This window comes from Exiguobacterium acetylicum (assembly GCF_022170825.1).
Classification (GTDB): domain Bacteria; phylum Bacillota; class Bacilli; order Exiguobacteriales; family Exiguobacteriaceae; genus Exiguobacterium_A; species Exiguobacterium_A acetylicum_B.
The window spans coordinates 420,496-438,508 of the sequence record NZ_CP081878.1 but is presented as its reverse complement, the minus strand read 5'-3'; the positions used below and the strand labels follow the sequence as shown (position 1 = coordinate 438,508).

21 protein-coding genes are annotated in these 18,013 nt (G+C 49.9%); 5 read left to right on the top strand and 16 right to left on the bottom strand.

Annotation, left to right across the window (positions count from 1 at the left end):
- The first annotated feature begins 3 nt into the window (after positions 1-3).
- Entirely contained in the window at positions 4-1,227 is a 1,224-nt protein-coding gene (locus K6T22_RS02330) for an MFS transporter (RefSeq protein WP_337927096.1), read from the top strand.
- 53 nt (positions 1,228-1,280) lie between these two features.
- Here the strand turns inward: K6T22_RS02330 and K6T22_RS02325 are convergent, their stop codons facing one another.
- The 4 genes from K6T22_RS02325 to K6T22_RS02310 form a co-directional block, all read right to left on the bottom strand.
- Positions 1,281-1,763, bottom strand: a complete 483-nt coding sequence (locus tag K6T22_RS02325) for a DMT family transporter (RefSeq protein WP_238238707.1) — start codon at positions 1,761-1,763, stop codon at positions 1,281-1,283.
- A gap of 12 nt (positions 1,764-1,775) precedes the next feature.
- The gene (locus tag K6T22_RS02320; protein WP_238238705.1) at positions 1,776-2,444 is read right to left on the bottom strand and encodes a Crp/Fnr family transcriptional regulator; all 669 of its coding nucleotides are present in this window, start codon (positions 2,442-2,444) and stop codon (positions 1,776-1,778) included.
- 15 nt (positions 2,445-2,459) lie between these two features.
- Positions 2,460-2,888, bottom strand: coding sequence for a DMT family transporter (locus K6T22_RS02315; protein WP_238238703.1), 429 nt, complete (start codon positions 2,886-2,888; stop codon positions 2,460-2,462).
- 136 nt (positions 2,889-3,024) lie between these two features.
- Positions 3,025-3,963 carry an NAD(P)H-dependent flavin oxidoreductase gene (locus tag K6T22_RS02310; RefSeq protein ID WP_238238701.1) on the bottom strand — a complete coding sequence of 313 codons (939 nt, stop codon included), beginning with the start codon at positions 3,961-3,963 and terminating at the stop codon, positions 3,025-3,027.
- A 91-nt stretch (positions 3,964-4,054) separates the two neighbouring features.
- On the opposite strand from K6T22_RS02310, the gene K6T22_RS02305 reads away from it, so the two are divergent.
- Positions 4,055-4,594 (top strand): gamma carbonic anhydrase family protein, encoded by a 540-nt coding sequence (locus K6T22_RS02305; protein WP_238238699.1) that lies wholly within the window; start codon positions 4,055-4,057, stop codon positions 4,592-4,594.
- 46 nt (positions 4,595-4,640) lie between these two features.
- Here K6T22_RS02305 and paaX read toward each other — a convergent pair whose 3' ends face one another.
- The 12 genes from paaX to K6T22_RS02245 all read right to left on the bottom strand — a co-directional run bounded on the left by paaX (position 4,641) and on the right by K6T22_RS02245 (position 15,036).
- On the bottom strand, positions 4,641-5,525 hold the full coding sequence (gene paaX, locus K6T22_RS02300) for a phenylacetic acid degradation operon negative regulatory protein PaaX (protein WP_238238698.1): 885 nt from the start codon (positions 5,523-5,525) through the stop codon (positions 4,641-4,643).
- A 73-nt stretch (positions 5,526-5,598) separates the two neighbouring features.
- On the bottom strand, positions 5,599-6,366 hold the full coding sequence (locus K6T22_RS02295; RefSeq protein ID WP_023467001.1) for an enoyl-CoA hydratase-related protein: 768 nt from the start codon (positions 6,364-6,366) through the stop codon (positions 5,599-5,601).
- Positions 6,363-7,571, bottom strand: coding sequence for an acetyl-CoA C-acyltransferase (locus tag K6T22_RS02290; RefSeq protein ID WP_238238697.1), 1,209 nt, complete (start codon positions 7,569-7,571; stop codon positions 6,363-6,365). The genes K6T22_RS02295 and K6T22_RS02290 overlap by 4 nt, the downstream gene beginning before the upstream one ends.
- Positions 7,568-8,434: a 3-hydroxyacyl-CoA dehydrogenase gene (locus K6T22_RS02285; RefSeq protein WP_238238696.1), complete on the bottom strand. Its 867-nt coding sequence runs from the start codon at positions 8,432-8,434 to the stop codon at positions 7,568-7,570. The genes K6T22_RS02290 and K6T22_RS02285 overlap by 4 nt, the downstream gene beginning before the upstream one ends.
- Positions 8,435-8,508: 74 nt before the next feature.
- The gene (locus K6T22_RS02280; protein ID WP_238238695.1) at positions 8,509-10,017 is read right to left on the bottom strand and encodes an aldehyde dehydrogenase family protein; all 1,509 of its coding nucleotides are present in this window, start codon (positions 10,015-10,017) and stop codon (positions 8,509-8,511) included.
- Positions 10,018-10,022: 5 nt separating this feature from the next.
- Entirely contained in the window at positions 10,023-10,802 is a 780-nt protein-coding gene (locus K6T22_RS02275) for an enoyl-CoA hydratase/isomerase family protein (RefSeq protein ID WP_238238694.1), read from the bottom strand.
- On the bottom strand, positions 10,780-11,103 hold the full coding sequence (locus K6T22_RS02270) for an EthD family reductase (RefSeq protein WP_053452552.1): 324 nt from the start codon (positions 11,101-11,103) through the stop codon (positions 10,780-10,782). Before K6T22_RS02270 ends, K6T22_RS02275 begins: the two co-directional genes overlap by 23 nt.
- A 15-nt stretch (positions 11,104-11,118) precedes the next feature.
- Positions 11,119-11,613 carry a 1,2-phenylacetyl-CoA epoxidase subunit PaaD gene (paaD, locus tag K6T22_RS02265; RefSeq protein WP_238238693.1) on the bottom strand — a complete coding sequence of 165 codons (495 nt, stop codon included), beginning with the start codon at positions 11,611-11,613 and terminating at the stop codon, positions 11,119-11,121.
- A gap of 14 nt (positions 11,614-11,627) precedes the next feature.
- Positions 11,628-12,413, bottom strand: a complete 786-nt coding sequence (gene paaC / locus K6T22_RS02260) for a 1,2-phenylacetyl-CoA epoxidase subunit PaaC (RefSeq protein WP_056063799.1) — start codon at positions 12,411-12,413, stop codon at positions 11,628-11,630.
- Positions 12,410-12,754, bottom strand: coding sequence for a 1,2-phenylacetyl-CoA epoxidase subunit PaaB (gene paaB, locus K6T22_RS02255; protein ID WP_087681931.1), 345 nt, complete (start codon positions 12,752-12,754; stop codon positions 12,410-12,412). Before paaB ends, paaC begins: the two co-directional genes overlap by 4 nt.
- Before the next feature lie 14 nt (positions 12,755-12,768).
- Complete coding sequence (gene paaA, locus K6T22_RS02250) at positions 12,769-13,740, bottom strand: 1,2-phenylacetyl-CoA epoxidase subunit PaaA (protein ID WP_035411059.1); 972 nt, start codon at positions 13,738-13,740, stop codon at positions 12,769-12,771.
- An 18-nt stretch (positions 13,741-13,758) separates the two neighbouring features.
- Entirely contained in the window at positions 13,759-15,036 is a 1,278-nt protein-coding gene (locus K6T22_RS02245; RefSeq protein ID WP_238238692.1) for a phenylacetate--CoA ligase family protein, read from the bottom strand.
- 331 nt (positions 15,037-15,367) lie between these two features.
- On the opposite strand from K6T22_RS02245, the gene K6T22_RS02240 reads away from it, so the two are divergent.
- From K6T22_RS02240 to pdhA, 3 genes are read left to right on the top strand one after another with little or no spacing between them, the layout of a single operon-like run.
- Complete coding sequence (locus tag K6T22_RS02240; RefSeq protein WP_238238691.1) at positions 15,368-15,769, top strand: thioesterase family protein; 402 nt, start codon at positions 15,368-15,370, stop codon at positions 15,767-15,769.
- Between the two features lie 37 nt (positions 15,770-15,806).
- A complete protein-coding gene (locus K6T22_RS02235; RefSeq protein WP_035411065.1) occupies positions 15,807-16,949 on the top strand; it encodes a Glu/Leu/Phe/Val family dehydrogenase in 1,143 nt (380 codons plus the stop codon).
- A gap of 13 nt (positions 16,950-16,962) precedes the next feature.
- Complete coding sequence (gene pdhA / locus K6T22_RS02230; protein ID WP_238238690.1) at positions 16,963-18,012, top strand: pyruvate dehydrogenase (acetyl-transferring) E1 component subunit alpha; 1,050 nt, start codon at positions 16,963-16,965, stop codon at positions 18,010-18,012.
- The last annotated feature ends 1 nt before the right edge of the window (position 18,013 follow it).

Genomic DNA, 18,013 nt, shown 5'->3' with positions numbered 1-18,013 from the left:
TGTATGATGCTACCTATTGAAATGAATACAGAACGATCCTTATTTAAAAATCGATCCTTTTTATTTTTATGGGGATCCGGCATGTGCTCTGCCCTTTCGCTATCAACCTATCTGTTTGTCGAACAATGGTATGTCATCCATACGTTAAACCAAGCGTCCTATCTTGGATTTGTTCTCATGGCCACCTTGTTACCGCGTATTTTTCTCATGTTATTTGGTGGCGTCTTATCTGATCGCTATAAACGTTCGACGATCATGCGCATCTCAAGTGGTCTACGAATCAGTTTCATTCTCTGTCTTCTCGTGTTACTGCATCTCAATCAGCTTACCTTGCTAACAATCTTAGTATTTGCCTTTTTATTTGGCAGTGTGGATGCATTCTATTCACCCGCAAATGCTTCCTTACTGCCTACACTCGTTCCAAACGAACAACTCACTAAAGCTAACTCCATGATTCAGACATCGAATCAAATCGCACTCTTTTCAGGTCCGATTCTTGGTGGAGTCATCCTCAGCTATTCTTCTTACTCATACGTCTTTCTCGTGATCTTCGGGACACTCTGTCTGACGCTCCTCTTCACGTATGGTATTCGTGAGTCTAAGACTAAGCGAACACTTCACCATTCAGCTTTATCTGAACTAAAGGAAGGGCTGCATTACGTCTTTCACTTTCAGCAACTCAAGCAGACACTTTTTCTCGTCATCTGCGTCAATTTCTTTTTCTTTGGACCACTCCTACTCGGAATTCCACTACTCGTCCATGATGTGCTTCAAGGAGACGCGATTGATTTAAGTTACATGCAAGGCGCTTATCAACTGGGAATGCTCGGAGGGGCGCTCTGGAGTGGTTTTGCGCAGACGAAAGCAACTGGGCTTACCTCGTCGGTTCGATTGATCGGCGCCTTAGGTCTGCTTCTCTTCCTACTTAGTCAAGTCCAGCAGATGTCGTTGTTCCTCATCCTTCTTCTATCACTCGGTGTCCTTTCTTCGATCATCAACATTCGCTTCATTACGTTCATTCAATCTCAATGTGCAGAACAGACAATGGGACGTGTCATGAGTGTCGTCAATGCATCGTCCAACGGTCTTGTTCCATTATCTTATGCGCTCCTCTCATTTCTACTGTCGTTTCATGTTTCGATCACGACGATTATGTTGTACTGTGGTCTTCTTATCCTTGTCCTCTCACTCTATTTCAGAAAACGCATTGTCCAAATAGAAGATTAGTCAAAAAAAGACAGTGGATTGGAACTCCACTGTCTCCGTTCTGTATTCAATTATTATGAAACACGTTCTACTTGATCTTTTGCCTGTTGTTCCGGCGCCACGACTTGATACCGTTTCAAAACGAAGATCCCACACACCATGACGGCGAGACCGACGAGTTGACCAAACGATAAGTCGATTTGCGGTAAACCGAACCAACCGAACGTATCAACGGCGAGGGCAAAGCTCAACTGCGAAATCAACACGACAGAAATCGCGACGGACGGGCCAAGCAGTTGAATCCCACGCATGACACAAAAGACGACACCGACACCGACGAGTCCACCGAACCAGTAGAGTGGTGACACGTTTTGAATCTGTCCGATTGTTCCACCACGAAACAGGACATACGTGATACTTGCTCCGATGAAGCCGACGAAGAAAACCAGCGTCGTCGTCGCCCATGCGCCGAATGCATCACTCATCCGAGCATTCAATACCGTTTGTAAACTGATTAACATCCCTGCCAATACGGCACACACGATGCCCATTACCATGTTCGTTCCTCCTTACTCATAGCTATTGCCGTTCGCTTTCTCGCGAATCCGTTCCAAATCGACGATGATGATCTTGCCACGTCGTCGAACGAGAAGTTCTTCCTCACACAACTTCGTGATGATCCGGTTTAAGTGACGATAACTCGTCCCAAGCCAGTCGGCGACGTCATGTAGATTCGACGTCCGCATCTCCTGATAAAACAAACTATCACTAGCTTCGGACGCAATCGATAATAAGTAGCCTGCAAATCGCTCTTCGACGGTATAGAGTACGTGGTGCGACGCTGATTTTGAGTCGGCATACCACTTCGCTGTGATCGTGCGTAATAGGAATTGCAGAAAGACGTTCGTCGTATTGTGCTCGCGTAAAATCGCGTACGGTACGCTCAACACCTCGACATCGGTCACCGCCTCAACCGTATTCAATACTTCCCGTTCATTGATGAACTCGGCGTCACCGATCACCGTCAATGGTGTCTTGAATCGTAAAATCCGTTGTTTTCCTTCTGACGAAGCAGCAGAAATCTTGACCTTGCCTGCGACGATGAAGTACATCCGGTCAATCGTCGCCCCTGTCGTACAGAGGAGTTCCCCTTTTTGGAAGGTCTCTTGACGCAACCAAGCGCGCGTATCTTCGGTTAAAATCGTATCCAGTCCATACTGTTGGATGACGGTTTCCATGTTCGTTCCCTCCCTTTAGGCAAGTGAGAAAATCGCAACTCCTGCAAGCATGAGACCCACACCAACCCACTGACCACGATTTCCTTGTTTTTTTAAGACACCGAACCATCCTTTTAAATCAATCACAAAAGCACATAAAATCTGCGCGACGAGTAATAAACACATTGCCCATGTCATCCCGAGCGTTTGGATCGCTGTTAATTCCGTTACGACGACTAGCACGCCAATCAGTCCACCGCTCGCATAAATCCAAGGTAACTGACGGAATCCGCCGATTTTCCGATCTCGTACGAAGCTATAAATGGCTAAACAACCCATCAGACCAACAAAGTGGACGATCAATACGGATAACCACGGTCCGACGCCTGTCGCAAGGCGCGCATTGAATATGCCTTGCAGGGCGATGAACAGACCGCTCATCAAAGCAAACACGACTCCTTGCACGTCATCTCCTCCTTTAATCTCTACACTAGAGTAGACCTTATTCGCACCTCACTTGAAAAGGACAAATGTCCCATTTTCAAAAAAACATGAAAAAACCCGCTTTCCACAAGCGGGTTTACGGATCATCACTGTATGTTCATGTCGCAAAACGAGCAGTCGTCCGCTTCAGCTGTTCCTCTGCTTCCGCCATCATGCGCGTAAACAACTCGGCAACAGTCGGCACATCACGAATCAAACCAGCAACCAGTCCAGCGTTGACATATCCTTTCTCTTCATCGCCTTCAAGAGCTCCTTTTATATGAAACGACTCGTTCGTCTGATCGAGAAATGCAGAAGGAGTCTCGGCTGTGAGCTGTTCGACATACGGACCGTCAAGGACACGTCGGACAAATCCAACGGAGCGTCCGATGATGCGTGTATCGGTATCTGTCGCATCCGTTAAGCGCGATTTATAAGCTGGATGGACCTTGGCATCTTCCGTCGCGATCAACCGTGTTCCGAGCTGGACGCCGGCAGCACCAAGCAACAGGACAGCTGCTAGTCCACGCCCATCGCCAATCCCACCCGCTGCAAGAACCGGAATCTTGACCCGGTCAACGAGCTGCGGAATCAAAGTGAGTGTCGTCAACTCGAGCGGGGAGTTGATGCCTGCCGCTTCAACCCCTTCCGCTACGAGTACATCAGCGCCTGCCTGTTCTGCCTTCAATGCCTGTTTGACTGAGGCGACGACGGCAATCGTTTTGATGCCAGCAACTTGTAGTCGCTCTATGTATGGTGCCGGATTTCCTGCCGACAAGGAGACGACCGAAATCTTTTCTGCAATCGCGAGATCGATCAGTGCTTCCGTATAGGGAGACACACGAATCGCGATGTTCAAGGCAAACGGTTGCTCCGTCAGGATTCGTGTCTCCTGAATCCGAGACTTCACTTCATCTACCGATAATGTACCGCACCCGATCGTACCAAGACCTCCGGCATTTGATACCGCTGCCGTGAGTGCTGCATGACTAATGTTCCCCATCCCTCCTTGAATCAAGGGATAACGAATCTTGAATAGCTCACAAATCGGAAACATATCTTTCCTCCGTTCTCGACTCCCACCGCATGATATACTGACAGGGAATGAATAGTAGTTCATCTTATCTTAGAAATGAGGTCGTTCTGTTATGAAGATTCCGTATCAATCGATTCATCCGAACGTAGCATCCGATGTATTCATCGCTCCTGGCGCTTATTTGATTGGGGACGTCACGATCGGTTCCGAGTCCACCGTCTGGTTCAACGCTGTCTTACGCGGTGACGAAGGACCGATTACAATCGGGAAACGCTGCAGTATCCAAGACAATGCAACGGTCCATCTGTATGAAGGGGCGCCCGTCGTCATCGAAGATGAAGTGACGGTCGGACATAATGCCATCTTACACGGTTGTAAAATTGGACGTCGTTCCATCGTCGGAATGGGGGCGACCGTTCTTGATCACGCAGACATTGGTGAAGAATGCATCATCGGGGCGAACACATTGATTCCATCGGGAAAAGTCTTCCCACCCCGTTCGCTGATCATCGGCTCACCCGGTAAAGTCGTGCGTGAACTGACAGAAGCAGATCTCGCGATGATTCAGGAGTCGATTGATTCCTACGTCGATAAAGGATATGCCTTCCGAAACATCCTCGCAGGATCAGCTGAACAGAACACATCTGAATGACACGAATGCGGGGCGGATCGCGTGATCCGTCCCGCTCTTTTGTATATCATCGTTCCGCAAACAGTGGATGTTCTGTTGCATCATAAGAGGCACTACGTTGTGACACATCGTGTGTCTCTTCAAAGATTGATTCGAAGAACCGGCTCGCAGGTTGCGCAAGCAAACGGTAATATTGCTCAAACAACAGTGCCGCATGGTGTCCACTCCAAGCATCCGGTAATAGTTCTTGCGGGAGTCCCGGATCCGTGAAGAGGAATTTTCGGTACTCATGTACGAGCATCGTCCGTTCGACGAAACACTGCTCATCCGTCATTTCTCCTAGTTGGAGCTGACTCTGATGGACGATGTATTGCCGGCTATAATCCGTGATAAACGTCTCGTAACGTTCCTGCAATTCCTCCAGTGGAAAAGCGCGCTCAACAAGAGATTGATCTTGTTTTGGACCGTAGTATTCACCGACGAAGAAATCGACATACTCTTCGATTTCGTATGCTTCAATCAATCGTTCCGCCTCTTTTTCAAGCGGATTCGGTGAAATCCAAACCCCGTTTGATAAGTTGCCAAACCCACTCCACGTCAGTTCTTTACGGAGTTCGTCGCGAATCTGCCGCTTATCCTCAGGAATCGTGTACATCAACGTTCGCCATTTTCCGTCCCAGTCGTGCGGTGTTGATTTATAGATCCGGCGCGCTGCTTCTTCCATCCGCTCCACCCCACGTGGCGTCAACGAATAGAAGCTTTTACTCCCCTGCTTCTCGGAGACGAGCCAGCCTTGTTTGACCATCCGGGATACCGCGACCCGGACCGCTTGTTCGTTATGTCCAAACTCTTTGACGAGTCGAATTAAACTCCCGACCCAGATTTGATTGCCGTAATGACGGATATAATCCCCGTAAATCGTAAAGATCATTGATTGGGTGTTCGCACTCATGGTATTCACTCTCTCTTCAGTCGTTCATAGTGTGTATCGTTAGTATACGGGTTATTTCAAACGTCGACCATCCTCATCTTCCTTCAAAGCGTGGTGGTCGTTTTTCAGCGAAGGCTTGTAGCGCTTCCTGACGATCGGCAGTCGGAATGACGACTTCATAGGCTTCCGTTTCGAGCTGCAGTCCTTCTTCGAGTGAGACATCCCGCCCTTGATCAATCGCTCGCTTCGCTTGTCGCAAGGCGATGGGACCGTTCTGTAACATTTGATTAGCAAACTCAAGACAGGTCGTCATCAACGCTTCCCGGGCGACGACGGCTGTCGCGAGTCCGTAACGTTCTGCTGTCATCGCATCGATTTTTTTCGCCGTGAAAATCAGTTCCTTTGCTCGTGTCTCCCCAATCAGTCGCGGCAAGCGTTGTGTTCCGCCAGCCCCGGGAATGATTCCGAAACTAGTCTCCGTCAAACCGACGAGTGCATCCTCGACGAGAAAACGGAAATCACAGGCGAGGATCCATTCAAAGCCACCACCGAGCGCGTGACCATTGACGGCAGCGATTGTCGGTTGTGGTAATTGTGCGATCGAGGTGAAGACGTTACGAATCGCAAGGACATTACGTCGGACTTCTTCCTCATTCAAATGTACGCGTTCCTTTAAATCAGCGCCGGCACTAAATGCTTTACCGGTTCCGGTGAACAGGACGACCCGCGCTTCCGGGTCGACCGACAACGCATCGACTTGTTCCTGTAAGGCGACAAGCGTCGGATAATCGAGACAGTTCAGGCGTTCTGGGCGATCAATCCGAACGATCGCGATATAGCCTTCTCGTTCCAAATGAATCATACGAGTCCCTCCCGATCGACGACGAGTGCGATCCCTTGACCAACTCCGACACACATCGTGGCGAGACCATACGTCCGGTTCGTCCGGCGCATCTCATGCAATAACGTCGTCAAAATCCGCGCTCCACTTGCGCCGAGCGGATGACCGAAAGCAATCGCTCCGCCGTTGACGTTGACTTTTTCGCTCGGTAGACCGAGTGCTTCGATACAAGCAAGACTTTGAGCCGCAAACGCTTCGTTCAACTCAATCTGATCGAGCTGTTCGACTTTCAATCCTGCCCGCCGGAGAACTTTTTCCGTCGCGTCGATCGGTCCGATGCCCATGATGGCGGGTTCAACGCCTGCTGTCGCACTCGCTCGGTAATATCCAAGCGGTGTCAAGCCGAGTTCGTTTGCTTTTTCTTCACTCATCAATAACAGCGCCGAAGCACCATCGTTGACGCCAGATGCATTTCCCGCTGTCACGGTACCGTTCGGGAATAAAGGACGAAGCGTCGCGAGTTTCTCGCGCGTCGTCTCGGGACGTGGGTGTTCATCTTGGTCGAAGACGCTGACGTTACCTTTTCGGTCCATCTGCATGACCGCAACTAGCTCTTCTGTGAAGCGCTGTTCCTCGATGGCTCGTTTTGCACGTTGTTGACTTTCAAACGCAAAGTCATCCTGCGCTTCACGTGAGATGCCGTACTGACGGGCGACGTTCTCAGCTGTCTCCGGCATCGAATCCGTTCCGTATTTATCTGCTAAGCGATCATTGACGAACCGCCAGCCAATCGTCGTATCATACATCGTCTGATTGCCACGCGGGTTGGCTTGATCCGGCTTCGCGAGGACGAACGGCGCACGCGTCATGCTTTCCGTTCCTCCAGCGATATAAATATCCCCTTCACCTAACGCAATTCCGCGAGCGGCTGCAATGACAGCATCGAGTCCTGATCCACATAAGCGATTGATCGTCGTACCGGCGACTTCGACCGGTAGACCAGCCAGTAGTCCGGACATCCGAGCGACGTTCCGGTTATCTTCCCCCGCCTGATTCGCATTGCCGAAAATAACTTCCTCGATCGTCTTCGGATCGACTTGCGGATTACGCTTAAGTAACGCTTCGATGACACGTGCCCCTAAATCATCCGGGCGAACTTGACGCAACGCGCCGTTATAGCGACCGATCGGTGTCCGAACGGCATCGATGATGGCGACACGTTTCATGACGTCACCTCACGATTCGTGTAGTCGTAGACCCCACGACCTGTTTTACGACCGAGTCGACCGGCTTTGACATACTGTTCGAGCAGTGGTGCCGGACGGTATTTTTCGCCGAGCTTCTCATGGAGATACTTTAAGTTGTGGAGTCGAGTATCGAGCCCGACCAAGTCCCCGAGTTCGAAGGGTCCCATCGGATAATTTAATCCGAGTTTGATCGCTTTATCGATCTCTTCCGGTGTCCCAAGCCCTTCTTGCAACATATAAAACGCTTCGTTTCCGACGAGCGCACTGATACGTGAAGTCACAAACCCAGGAAACTCACGGATGACGACCGTTTCCTTTTGCATATGACGCGCCACTTGCTCTAAGGCAGCAACCGTCTCATCCGACGTCTCAAGACCACGAACGAGCTCGATCAGTGGCATCAGATGGACCGGATTGAAGAAATGCATCGCCATGACCCGGTCCGCCCTGTTCGTAAAGGAGGCGATCTCCGTCGGACTCATCGTCGACGTATTCGTCGCAAAATAACAGTCCGGTCGTGCATTGGCTTCTAATGTTTCAAAGACTTGCTGTTTGATCGTCAGTTGTTCCGGTACCGCCTCAATGACGAGATCCGCTTGTTGTGCAGCCGTTGCTAAATCCGTCGACAAACTTAACCGATCGAACAGTCCCTCGACTTCACTCGCGGACATTTTGCCTCGCGTGATACCTTTCTCTGCGATCCGTTCGAGTTCTTGATAGGCACTTTCGACATACGCTTCTTTAATATCAACGAGTGTCACCTGAAATCCGCGGTGTGCGGCAACGTACGCAATGCCACGTCCCATGACGCCGGATCCGACGACGACGATTTGTTCTACCATCTGATTTCCCCCTTATCCCCTGTGCTGTTAAAAAAGGCTGGACTTCCCGACGGAACTCCAGCCTTCCCTCTTGCTTATAGTCCGAACGGATTGAGTGGACGACTGCCGTAATACGACAAGATACTCTTCGTTTCTGTGTACAGATCAAGTGTTTCGATACAGAGTTCACGACCGAATCCTGATTGCTTATACCCACCAAACGGTGTACCTGGGAAAGCAGAAAACGGACAGTTAACCATGACGATACCGGCTTTGATTTGGTTGGCAACGCGCGTCGCTTTTGCACCGTCTTTCGTCCAAAGCGCTGATCCGAGTCCAAACGATGTATCGTTCGCTAAACGAATCGCTTCTTTTTCATCCTTGAACGGCATGACGACGACGACTGGTCCAAAGATCTCTTCATTGACCGCTTTCATCTCATGCGTGACGTCCGTGATGATCGTCGGTGCGTACCAGAAGCCTTTTTCGTATCCTTCTGGTGCTGAAGCGTGACCTCCTGTGACGATTGTTGCTCCGTCTGCTTTCGCTGACTGGACGTATCCATCGATGACATCGACTTGTTGTTGATCGATGATCGCTCCGACATGTGTTCCTTTATCAAATGGATTGCCGAGAACGAGTTGTTTTGTTTTTGCGACGAATTGTTCCATGAACGCGTCGTAAATATCCTCGTGAACGTAAAGACGTGAGCGTGCTTCACACGATTGACCGCTGTTATAGAAGATCCCGAACAACGAACCATCAACAGCTGCTGTCACATCTGCATCTTCAAAGACGATGTTCGGTGATTTTCCACCGAGTTCGAGTGTGACTCGTTTTAGTGTTTCTGACGCACGTCCCATGATGTCTTTTCCGACTGGTGTCGAGCCTGTGAAAGCGACTTTATCGACGTTTGGATGCTCGACGAGATGGTTGCCGATCTCGCGGCCTGAACCTGGGATGACGTTGACGACACCTGCCGGAACGCCAGCTTCTAGACAAATCTCACCGAGAATGATGGCTGTTAATGGTGTTAATGTCGCTGGTTTGACGACGACCGAACAACCGACTGCGATCGCTGGTGCAACTTTCCAAGCTGCCATCATCAATGGATAGTTCCACGGAATGATTTGCGCACAAACACCGACCGCTTCTTTTTCTGTGTAGTTATGGAATTGTCCCGGCACGTTATTGACGACACCACGATGACCGACGATCGCACCTGCGTAGAACTCAAAGTCTTCAATTGCTTGCGTGACTTGTCCTTGCGCCGCTGCTAATGATTTCCCTGTATCGAGAATCTCGAGTTCGACGATTTCGTTGAAGCGGGAACGCATGATGCTGGCAATCTTATTTAAGATTTGCGCGCGGCGTCCGACTGGCCACATCTTCCACTTCCCGTGATCAAACGCATCCCGTGCGGCTTGAACGGCACGATCAGCGTCTTCCTTCGATGCTTTTGCAACTTCCGCGATCACTTCACCTGTTGCCGGATTATATGTTTTAAATGTCTCGCCTGTTGCACCTTCGACTTGTTCGCCGTTGATGAGCAAATGATAGACGGACCGTTTCATTTCAAGTGTTTTTTCATGTACTGTCGACATTGTATTCACTCCTGTTCCTGTTGATTGAAAATCGGTGGACGTTTTTCGAGAAAGGCTTGCATGCCTTCTGTTTGATCGGCTGTTGCGAACAGCAGATAGAAGTTTCGGCGTTCGTGCTCCATGCCATCTTGTAACGATAAATCGACGGCTTTGTTTGCTGCGTCCTTAATCAGTCGTAACGCCATGCTCGGCTGGTTTGATAATCGCTCCGCCATCGCAAGCACCGTCGCTTCGACGTCCGTCGTCACTCGATTGATGATGCCAAGTCGTTCTGCTTCCTCTGCCTGCATTCGGTCACCCGTGAAGAGCCACTCGAGCGCCCGCGTTCGACCGATGCATTTCGTCAAACGTTGCGTCCCGCCTGCTCCCGGCATGACGCCGAGTCCGACTTCTGGAAAGCCAAACTGAGTCGCGGGATCGGCGTAGATTAAATCACAAGCGAGCGCCAGTTCGAACCCGCCTCCGAGAACAAAACCGTGGACACCTGCAATGATTGGTTTTTTGATTCGGCTGATCCGGTCCCAGTCCGCGAATGGATCAAGAAGTTCCATCGAAATCGGTGTCGCTTCGAGCATCTCCTCGATATCGGCACCTGCTGAAAACGACTTTCCGTTTCCTGTCAAAACAATGACCGTCACCCGATCGTCGCGGTCAAAAGTCTCCATCGCCTCAACGATTTCGCGGACCATCGTCCGGTTCAGCGCATTGTATCGTGCCGTCCGGTCGAGCCGAATTCGACCGATCCGACCAACCGTTTCTGTCTTAACGTACTGTTGTGTCGGCATGGACATCTTCACCAATCATCAATGTGACGAGATCCCCCGCAAAGCTCATCAAGTCTTTCCCTGACGCTTTTCCTTCAAGAGAACGCATGCCAGCTTGCATCGCTTCCTGACTTTCATAGACCATCTCGCACATCAAGTAGTACTTTCCGTCTCCACCCATTGGTGAACCGACGATTTTCGTGACGTTCATTTCTTTTAGTCCTGGAATTTTTGCTGTTAACGGACCATGGACCTCGAAGTAATGCTGATCGAATGCTTCCTTGTTTTCTGGGTGTTTGTAAAGTGCGATTAATTTTGCCATAGTGATTACCTTCCTTCACATGAGAGTAGAGACGGGTTTCATCGCCTCGAATGGATTTTTACACGATTTACAGTAGAGAATACTTCGACAAGCGGTCGGTCCGAATAAGTTTTCCATCGTCACGTACGTCGATCCACAATACGGACAGTCGATTTCCCAATTTCCTTGTTCGAATCGAGGGGGTGCGATGCCGAATGCCTTCAATCCTTGCATCCCTTGTTCTGTGATACGGTCCGATGTCCACGGTGGATCAAACCGGAACTGGACGTCGACCTGTTCGACGTTCGGAATCACCTGCAAGGCAGCTTCGGTATTTTTTTTAATGATTTCAAGCGCCGGACAGCCGAGAAACGTCGGGAGAAGCGTGACGTGCACCGTGTAGCCATGCGCCGTCGCTTCCGCGTCCATCTTCTCGACCATGCCAAGATCTAAAATGCTGACGCTATCGATTTCTGGATCCTTCACCCCGTTCAGGGCTTCACGGATCGCATGCTGAAGTGTTGTCGTCATGCTTCCCTCTCCTTTCACCACGTCGCCGTCTGATCAATCAAGTAGACTTCTCCGAGTGTCGCGAGTGCGTCATTCAAGTCTTCCGTGTGATCGCCGTCCCGTCCATTACGTGTCATCTGCATTTCTGGAAGGGTCACGTTCAATTCGACGAGTAACGGCGTGATCGTCTGATACCAACGATCCAGTAAAATCCCTTGCCCTTCGATCAATCGCATCTCTTCGATCAGTTGACCGTGTTCACCATAATCGAACATGTCGCCGAAGTCGTAGAGGACTTTTTCGAGCGCTGCGTCCATCTTCTGGCGCGCCGTCTCTGTCGATTGATAAAGCTGGGTGAACCACGTTTGCCAGTGCAGCAAATGATAGTACAACTCCATGTTGATCTTGACGGCAGCCGCAGCGAGTGGCTCGTAACTGCTCGATTTCAAGGCATCAATGCGGATCTTTTTCGCGACCGTGTAGCAGTAGTTCCGAACGACGGCAAATGCCCAGTCGTATTCGGGTTTTTCCATATAGTAGCCGGGTCCATTGACACGTTCGACAAGAATCGAGTTCTTCCGTTCGTGTGCCAAGCGGACATGGGCTAACGCATCAGCATTGCCTTCACCAAGTTCCTCAAGAAGTTGGTAATACATTGCCGCGTGCCCCATCGAATCTTGCGCGATCGAGGATGAAGCGACGTCTTCTTCGATATGCGGTGCAAGCCCGAGCCATTCCGAACCACGATACGCGTAGAGGAAATCATCATCTGCGAGTTGATACAGTAAGGAGGCGAGTGCCGTCCGTTCTTGTTCCGTCATTTGGAATCGCCTCCTTGCCACGACATGATTTCTTTTTCGTCGAGCATCTGTTGCTCGTAATGACGCCATTTTTTCTTCAAGTAGCCGTATCCTTTGGTCGTCCGGTAATCTTTATTGTCGAGCCGCTTTAGCATCTGCTTCTCATCGGGTGACAAACCACGGATATCTTCACGTTTGACGACCCAGATATCGACGACTGGTTCTCGGCGCATGAAGTTTTCTTGTGCCATCAGTAACGCCATCTCTTTATTTGGAGCAAGTAAACTGAATTGATGGGTGAACGCCGCGTTCGGCGTCCGTTTGCTAAAGACTTCGAATTCGTGATAGAACGTCTCGTTCATCGTACCTTCCCCTCTCATGCCTTCGTTTCAGCGAGTGCATCCCTTACCCAGGCGTTATTCTCGTAAGATGTCCGGCGCAGATCCAGTCGCTCTTTTGAACGTGGTCCTCCACCTTGGATGATCGTCTTGAATTTCGTCCAGTCCGGCTGTGCGTATTCCCATTGCCCCGTCTCTTCATCAAAACGTAACGTTGGGTCTGGAATGACGAGTCCGAGCGAACGAATCCGTGGTACGTACTTCGTAAAGAAGTTTTGCCGGAGCTCTTCATTCGTTTTCGTCCGAATCTTATAAGCGATCGTCACGTCCTGTTTTGATGTTCCGGTCGTCTCTTTCGAAGCTGGTCCAAAGAACATCAACAAGGATTCCCACCACTCATCCAGTGATTCTTGAATCATTGCCCGCTGTTCCGGTGTTCCTTCTGCGAGTGCCATGATGATTGACTCCCCGTGTTGTGCGTGGAAGACTTCCTCTGCACAGATGCGTTGCAAGGCACGTGCGTACGGTCCGTACGAAGCGCCGAGCATATTCGTCTGCGTGATGATTGCCGCCCCATCGACAAGCCAACCGATCATTCCGGCATCGGCCCATGATCGTGTCGGCATGTGGAAGACGTTATGGAACTTCAATCGTCCCGTGAACAAGTCATCCATCAAATCCCCACGTGTCTTGCCATACGGCTTCATCAAATCCTCGACGACACGAAGTAACAACTGCCCGTGTCCCATCTCATCCTGGACCTTCGCCATGATGCCCAGTTTCCGTCGAAGCGATGGTGCTTTTGGAACCCATTCTTTTTCCGGAAGTGCACCCATGATTTCACTGATACCGTGCATCGAAATCAGTTTAATCAGTGTGTCCCGGTAAAAAGCAGGCATCCAGTCATCGGCTTCAATTTTTTCACCTTGCTCGATTCGTTCCTTGAAGCGTGCTAATTTTTCGTCTTCCGTCAGTTGGACGGGTTCGAACAGTTGTGTTGCATCATACATGCTAGTTCCTCCTTTGAATCAGACGAGTGATGTCGAACGTCGATCAACGATCCGAACGGCTTTACCTTCCGATCGTGGTAACCCTTGATGCGGGTGACAGACGAGATCAATAGAAATGAGACATTCCGATTTGATGGCGTCACATATCGAACGCATTTGTCGTTCTGAGATATTTTCGAATTCGATATGTAGCTCAACAGCATCAAGTCCGGCTTTACGTACAAGATGGATTTGATAATGTGGCGTCACGTCCGGTTGTTGGAGCAAGACCCGCTCGATTTCTGACGGGAAAACGTTGACTCCTCGGATGATTAGCATGTCGTCCGTCCGCCCTTTGACACGTGACATCCGTGTCGTCGTCCGACCGCAAGCGCACGCCTCATGCGTGATCGAAGCTAAGTCGCCTGTCCGGTAGCGAATGATTGGAAGCGCTTTCTTTTTTAAGCTTGTAAAAACGAGTTCCCCGACCATGCCATTTGGTACCGGTTCCCCCGTAACGGGATCGACGACTTCTGTAATGAATAAGTCATCCATGATATGCAGACCTGCCTGCTCTTGACACTCCATCGCGACACCAGGTCCCATGATTTCACTGAGTCCGTAAATATCGAGTGCCTGCAGATCAAATGTCTGTTCGAGTGTCTGCCGCATCTCTTCCGACCATGGTTCAGCTCCAAAGATGCCATAACGCATGCTCGTTTTCCGTGGATCGATACCACGTTCAATCATGCGTTCTGCCAAGCGTAAAATATACGAAGGCGTTCCACAGATACCGTCCGGTCGGAAATCCACGATCAATGTAATTTGGCGATCCGTGTTGCCACCGGAAATCGGTAGGATCGTCATGCCTAGTTTTTCTGCCCCTGCATGAAGACCGAGACCACCTGTGAACAATCCATAACCATACGCATTGTGCAGCAAATCGGCTGGTGATCCACCAGCTAAGACTAAACTGCGTGCCACGGCACCGGCCCAGTCATCTAAATCTTCTTGCGTATACCCGACGACGGTCGGTTTACCACTCGTTCCAGACGACGCATGAATCCGGGTGACCTGTTCCCGTTCAACGGCAAATAGCCCGAACGGATAATGATCGCGTAAATCTTGTTTACGTGTGAAGGGAAACTTTCGTAGATCTTCGATCGTTTGAAAATCATTCGCTGTCATCTGTAAGGTCTGCAGACGTTCTTGATAGAACGGGACACGTGTGACGTGTTCCATCGTTTGACGTAATCGCTCCATCTGTAGCTGCTCCCGCTTTTGAGCATCCATCGTTTCGTGATGTTGATCGTACATACCTGCACCTCCTCATCATGTATACAATAATAAAACGGTCGTTTGTTTTTAGTTATACGTTTAACGTACGATACGTTCACAATGTTGTCAATCTTGTTTTGTTAAATGCTCCCAAACGATTCTTACTTTATCACTTCAACGCACCTTATCGATAAATCAATTAACATTAAACAAGAGATTTCATGATAAACAGTCTTTTTTTGGAAAATATTTCTGAAATGATTTGCTCATTTTGTAACGGGTTGATAAAATATCGTGTGACAAGTGTTATACTATTTTTGGTAAGACCACTTGATTGAATAAAGATTCGGTGTTGTGAAAGGGGATCACGATGAAACTAGGATTAGCTGTCGGGGATACAGCAGAGATTCAAGCGGTCGTCTCGGAAGATATGTTTGCACGATTCGAAGGTCAGCTCGTTCATCCAGCATACTCCACCGTTTCGATGGTTTATCACATGGAATGGGCAGCACGTCAACTGATTTTGCCCTACTTAGAAGCTGGTGAAGAAGGTGTCGGTGGTGCGGTTTCACTGAAGCATCTTGGTATGGCAGCGGAAGGAGCACGATTGATCGTGACCGCGACAGTAACGTCGATGACATCACGTCGCGTTGATGCTAGCATCGAAGTCCGAGACGGACAAACGATCATCGGTACAGGGGAAGTCACACAATTCATTTTAGAAAAAAGCCGGATTCAAGCAAAATTACAAAATAATGTTCCGACAAAATGAAAGCGCTTACTTATATTTGATAGAGGAGGACTCTACTATGAACATGTTAAACCCATCTACGAATCCAACGCTCTCGATCATGGAAAAAATCGCTGGTCACGAACAAGTCGTCTTTTGCAACGACCCTGTCTCGGGATTACAAGCCATCATCGCCATTCATGATACGACGCTCGGTCCTGCTCTCGGCGGATGCCGAATGGCACCTTATGCTTCTGTTGATGAAGCACTTGACGATGTTCTGCGTTTGTCGCGCGGTATGACGTATAAATGCGCTGCCGCTGACGTTGATTTTGGCGGTGGTAAAGCCGTCATCATCGGTAATCCAGCGACGGATAAATCACCGGAGCTTTTCCGTGCCTTCGGTCGCTTCGTCGATTCGCTCGGTGGTCGGTTCTACACGGGAACGGACATGGGCACGACAATGGATGATTTCGTCCATGCTAGCCGGGAAACGTCACGGATCGTCGGCATTCCGGAAGCCTTTGGTGGCAGTGGGGATTCATCGATTCCAACGGCTGAAGGTGTCGTTTACGGGCTTCGGGCGACGATCGAGACGTTATTTGGTTCAGATGAATTAAGTCGGGCAACCTACGCGATCCAAGGACTCGGAAAAGTTGGCTTTAAGGTCGCGGAACAACTCTTGCTTGCCGGTGCGACGATTTATGTTTCAGACGTCAATGAAGCCGCGCTCGCAGCAATCGTGACTCAAGCTGAAATGGCACCCGGCACGGTTCGCGTCGTCTCACCTCACGAAATTCATCTAACGGATGCTGATATTTTTGTCCCATGTGCATACGGTGGTGTCATTCACGCTCAAAACATTGCCCTCTTACCGTGTAAAGCCATCTGTGGTTCGGCGAACAATCAACTTGCAGAAGAACAACTTGCTCACGTCTTGATGGATCGCGGCATCTTATATGCCCCGGACTATATCGTCAATGGCGGTGGGTTGATTCAAGTAGCTGACGAACTCTATGGCGCAAATCATGAACGGGTTCTCTTAAAGACACGCCACATCTACGACGCAGTGCTCGAAGTCTTCAAGGAGTCGCAAGCAGAAAACATCACGACGGTCGAAGCCGCGAACCGGATGTGCGAAAAACGGATGCAAATCCGGGCGAAACATAACAACATCTTCACGAATACGACAAAACCAAAATGGGATATCCGTAACCACTGAAGGAGGGACTGACATGGAGCAACATTTTCCGATTCAACGCATCATCGATGAAGAAGGTCGTCTCATCGACGCCTCAAAAGAACACGATCTGACAAAGGAGCTCGCCCTCACCCTGTATGAACAGATGCACCGGATCCGGACGTTCGACCGGAAAGCGATTAACTTGCAACGCCAAGGGCGCCTCGGCACTTATGCACCGTTCGAAGGACAGGAAGCAGCTCAAGTCGGTAGTGCACTCGCGTTGTCCGATCAAGACTGGTTATTCCCGACGTACCGAGATCACGGTGCGACATTGACGTTTGGCGCTGATATGGTCCGGACGCTCCTCTACTGGAACGGTCGTGTCGAAGGTTGTGTTCCGTCTGAGAAACACATCTTCCCTCCTGCCGTTCCGATCGCAACGCAAATTCCGCATGCCGTCGGCGCCGCGTGGGCTGAAAAACGAAAAGGCACGACGAACGTTGCTGTCGCCTACTTTGGTGATGGAGCGACGTCTGAAGGGGATTTCCATGAAGGGATGAACTTCGCAAGTGTCTTCCAAGCACCAGTCATCCTGTTTAACCAAAACAATCAATTCGCAATCTCTGTTCCGATCGAAAAACAGATGCATTCCGAGACGATTGCACAAAAAGCGATTGCCTATGGGATGCCAAGTGTTCGGATTGATGGAAACGATGCCTTTGCCGTCTATTTCACGATGCAAGCAGCCGTAGAACGTGCGCGCTCTGGCGGTGGACCAACATTGATTGAAGCTGTCACGTGGCGGTTTGGTGCCCATACGACAGCAGATGATCCAACGAAATACCGAGATCAAGCACGCTCGCGCGACCGGGTTGATCCGCTCGATCGACTCGAACAGTTCCTAAAACACCAAGGATACTTTGACGAAACGTGGATGCAACAACTGCAGGAACGGCATCAAACAGAAGTCGAAGCAGCAGTAGCTGAAATGGAGCAATTCAAGGCACCAGACGTCAACGATCTGTTCGACCATACGTACGCGACCTTACCAGTTGATGTCCAGCAACAAAAAGAAGCGTATTTGCTAGCAAGGGGGAAATGAG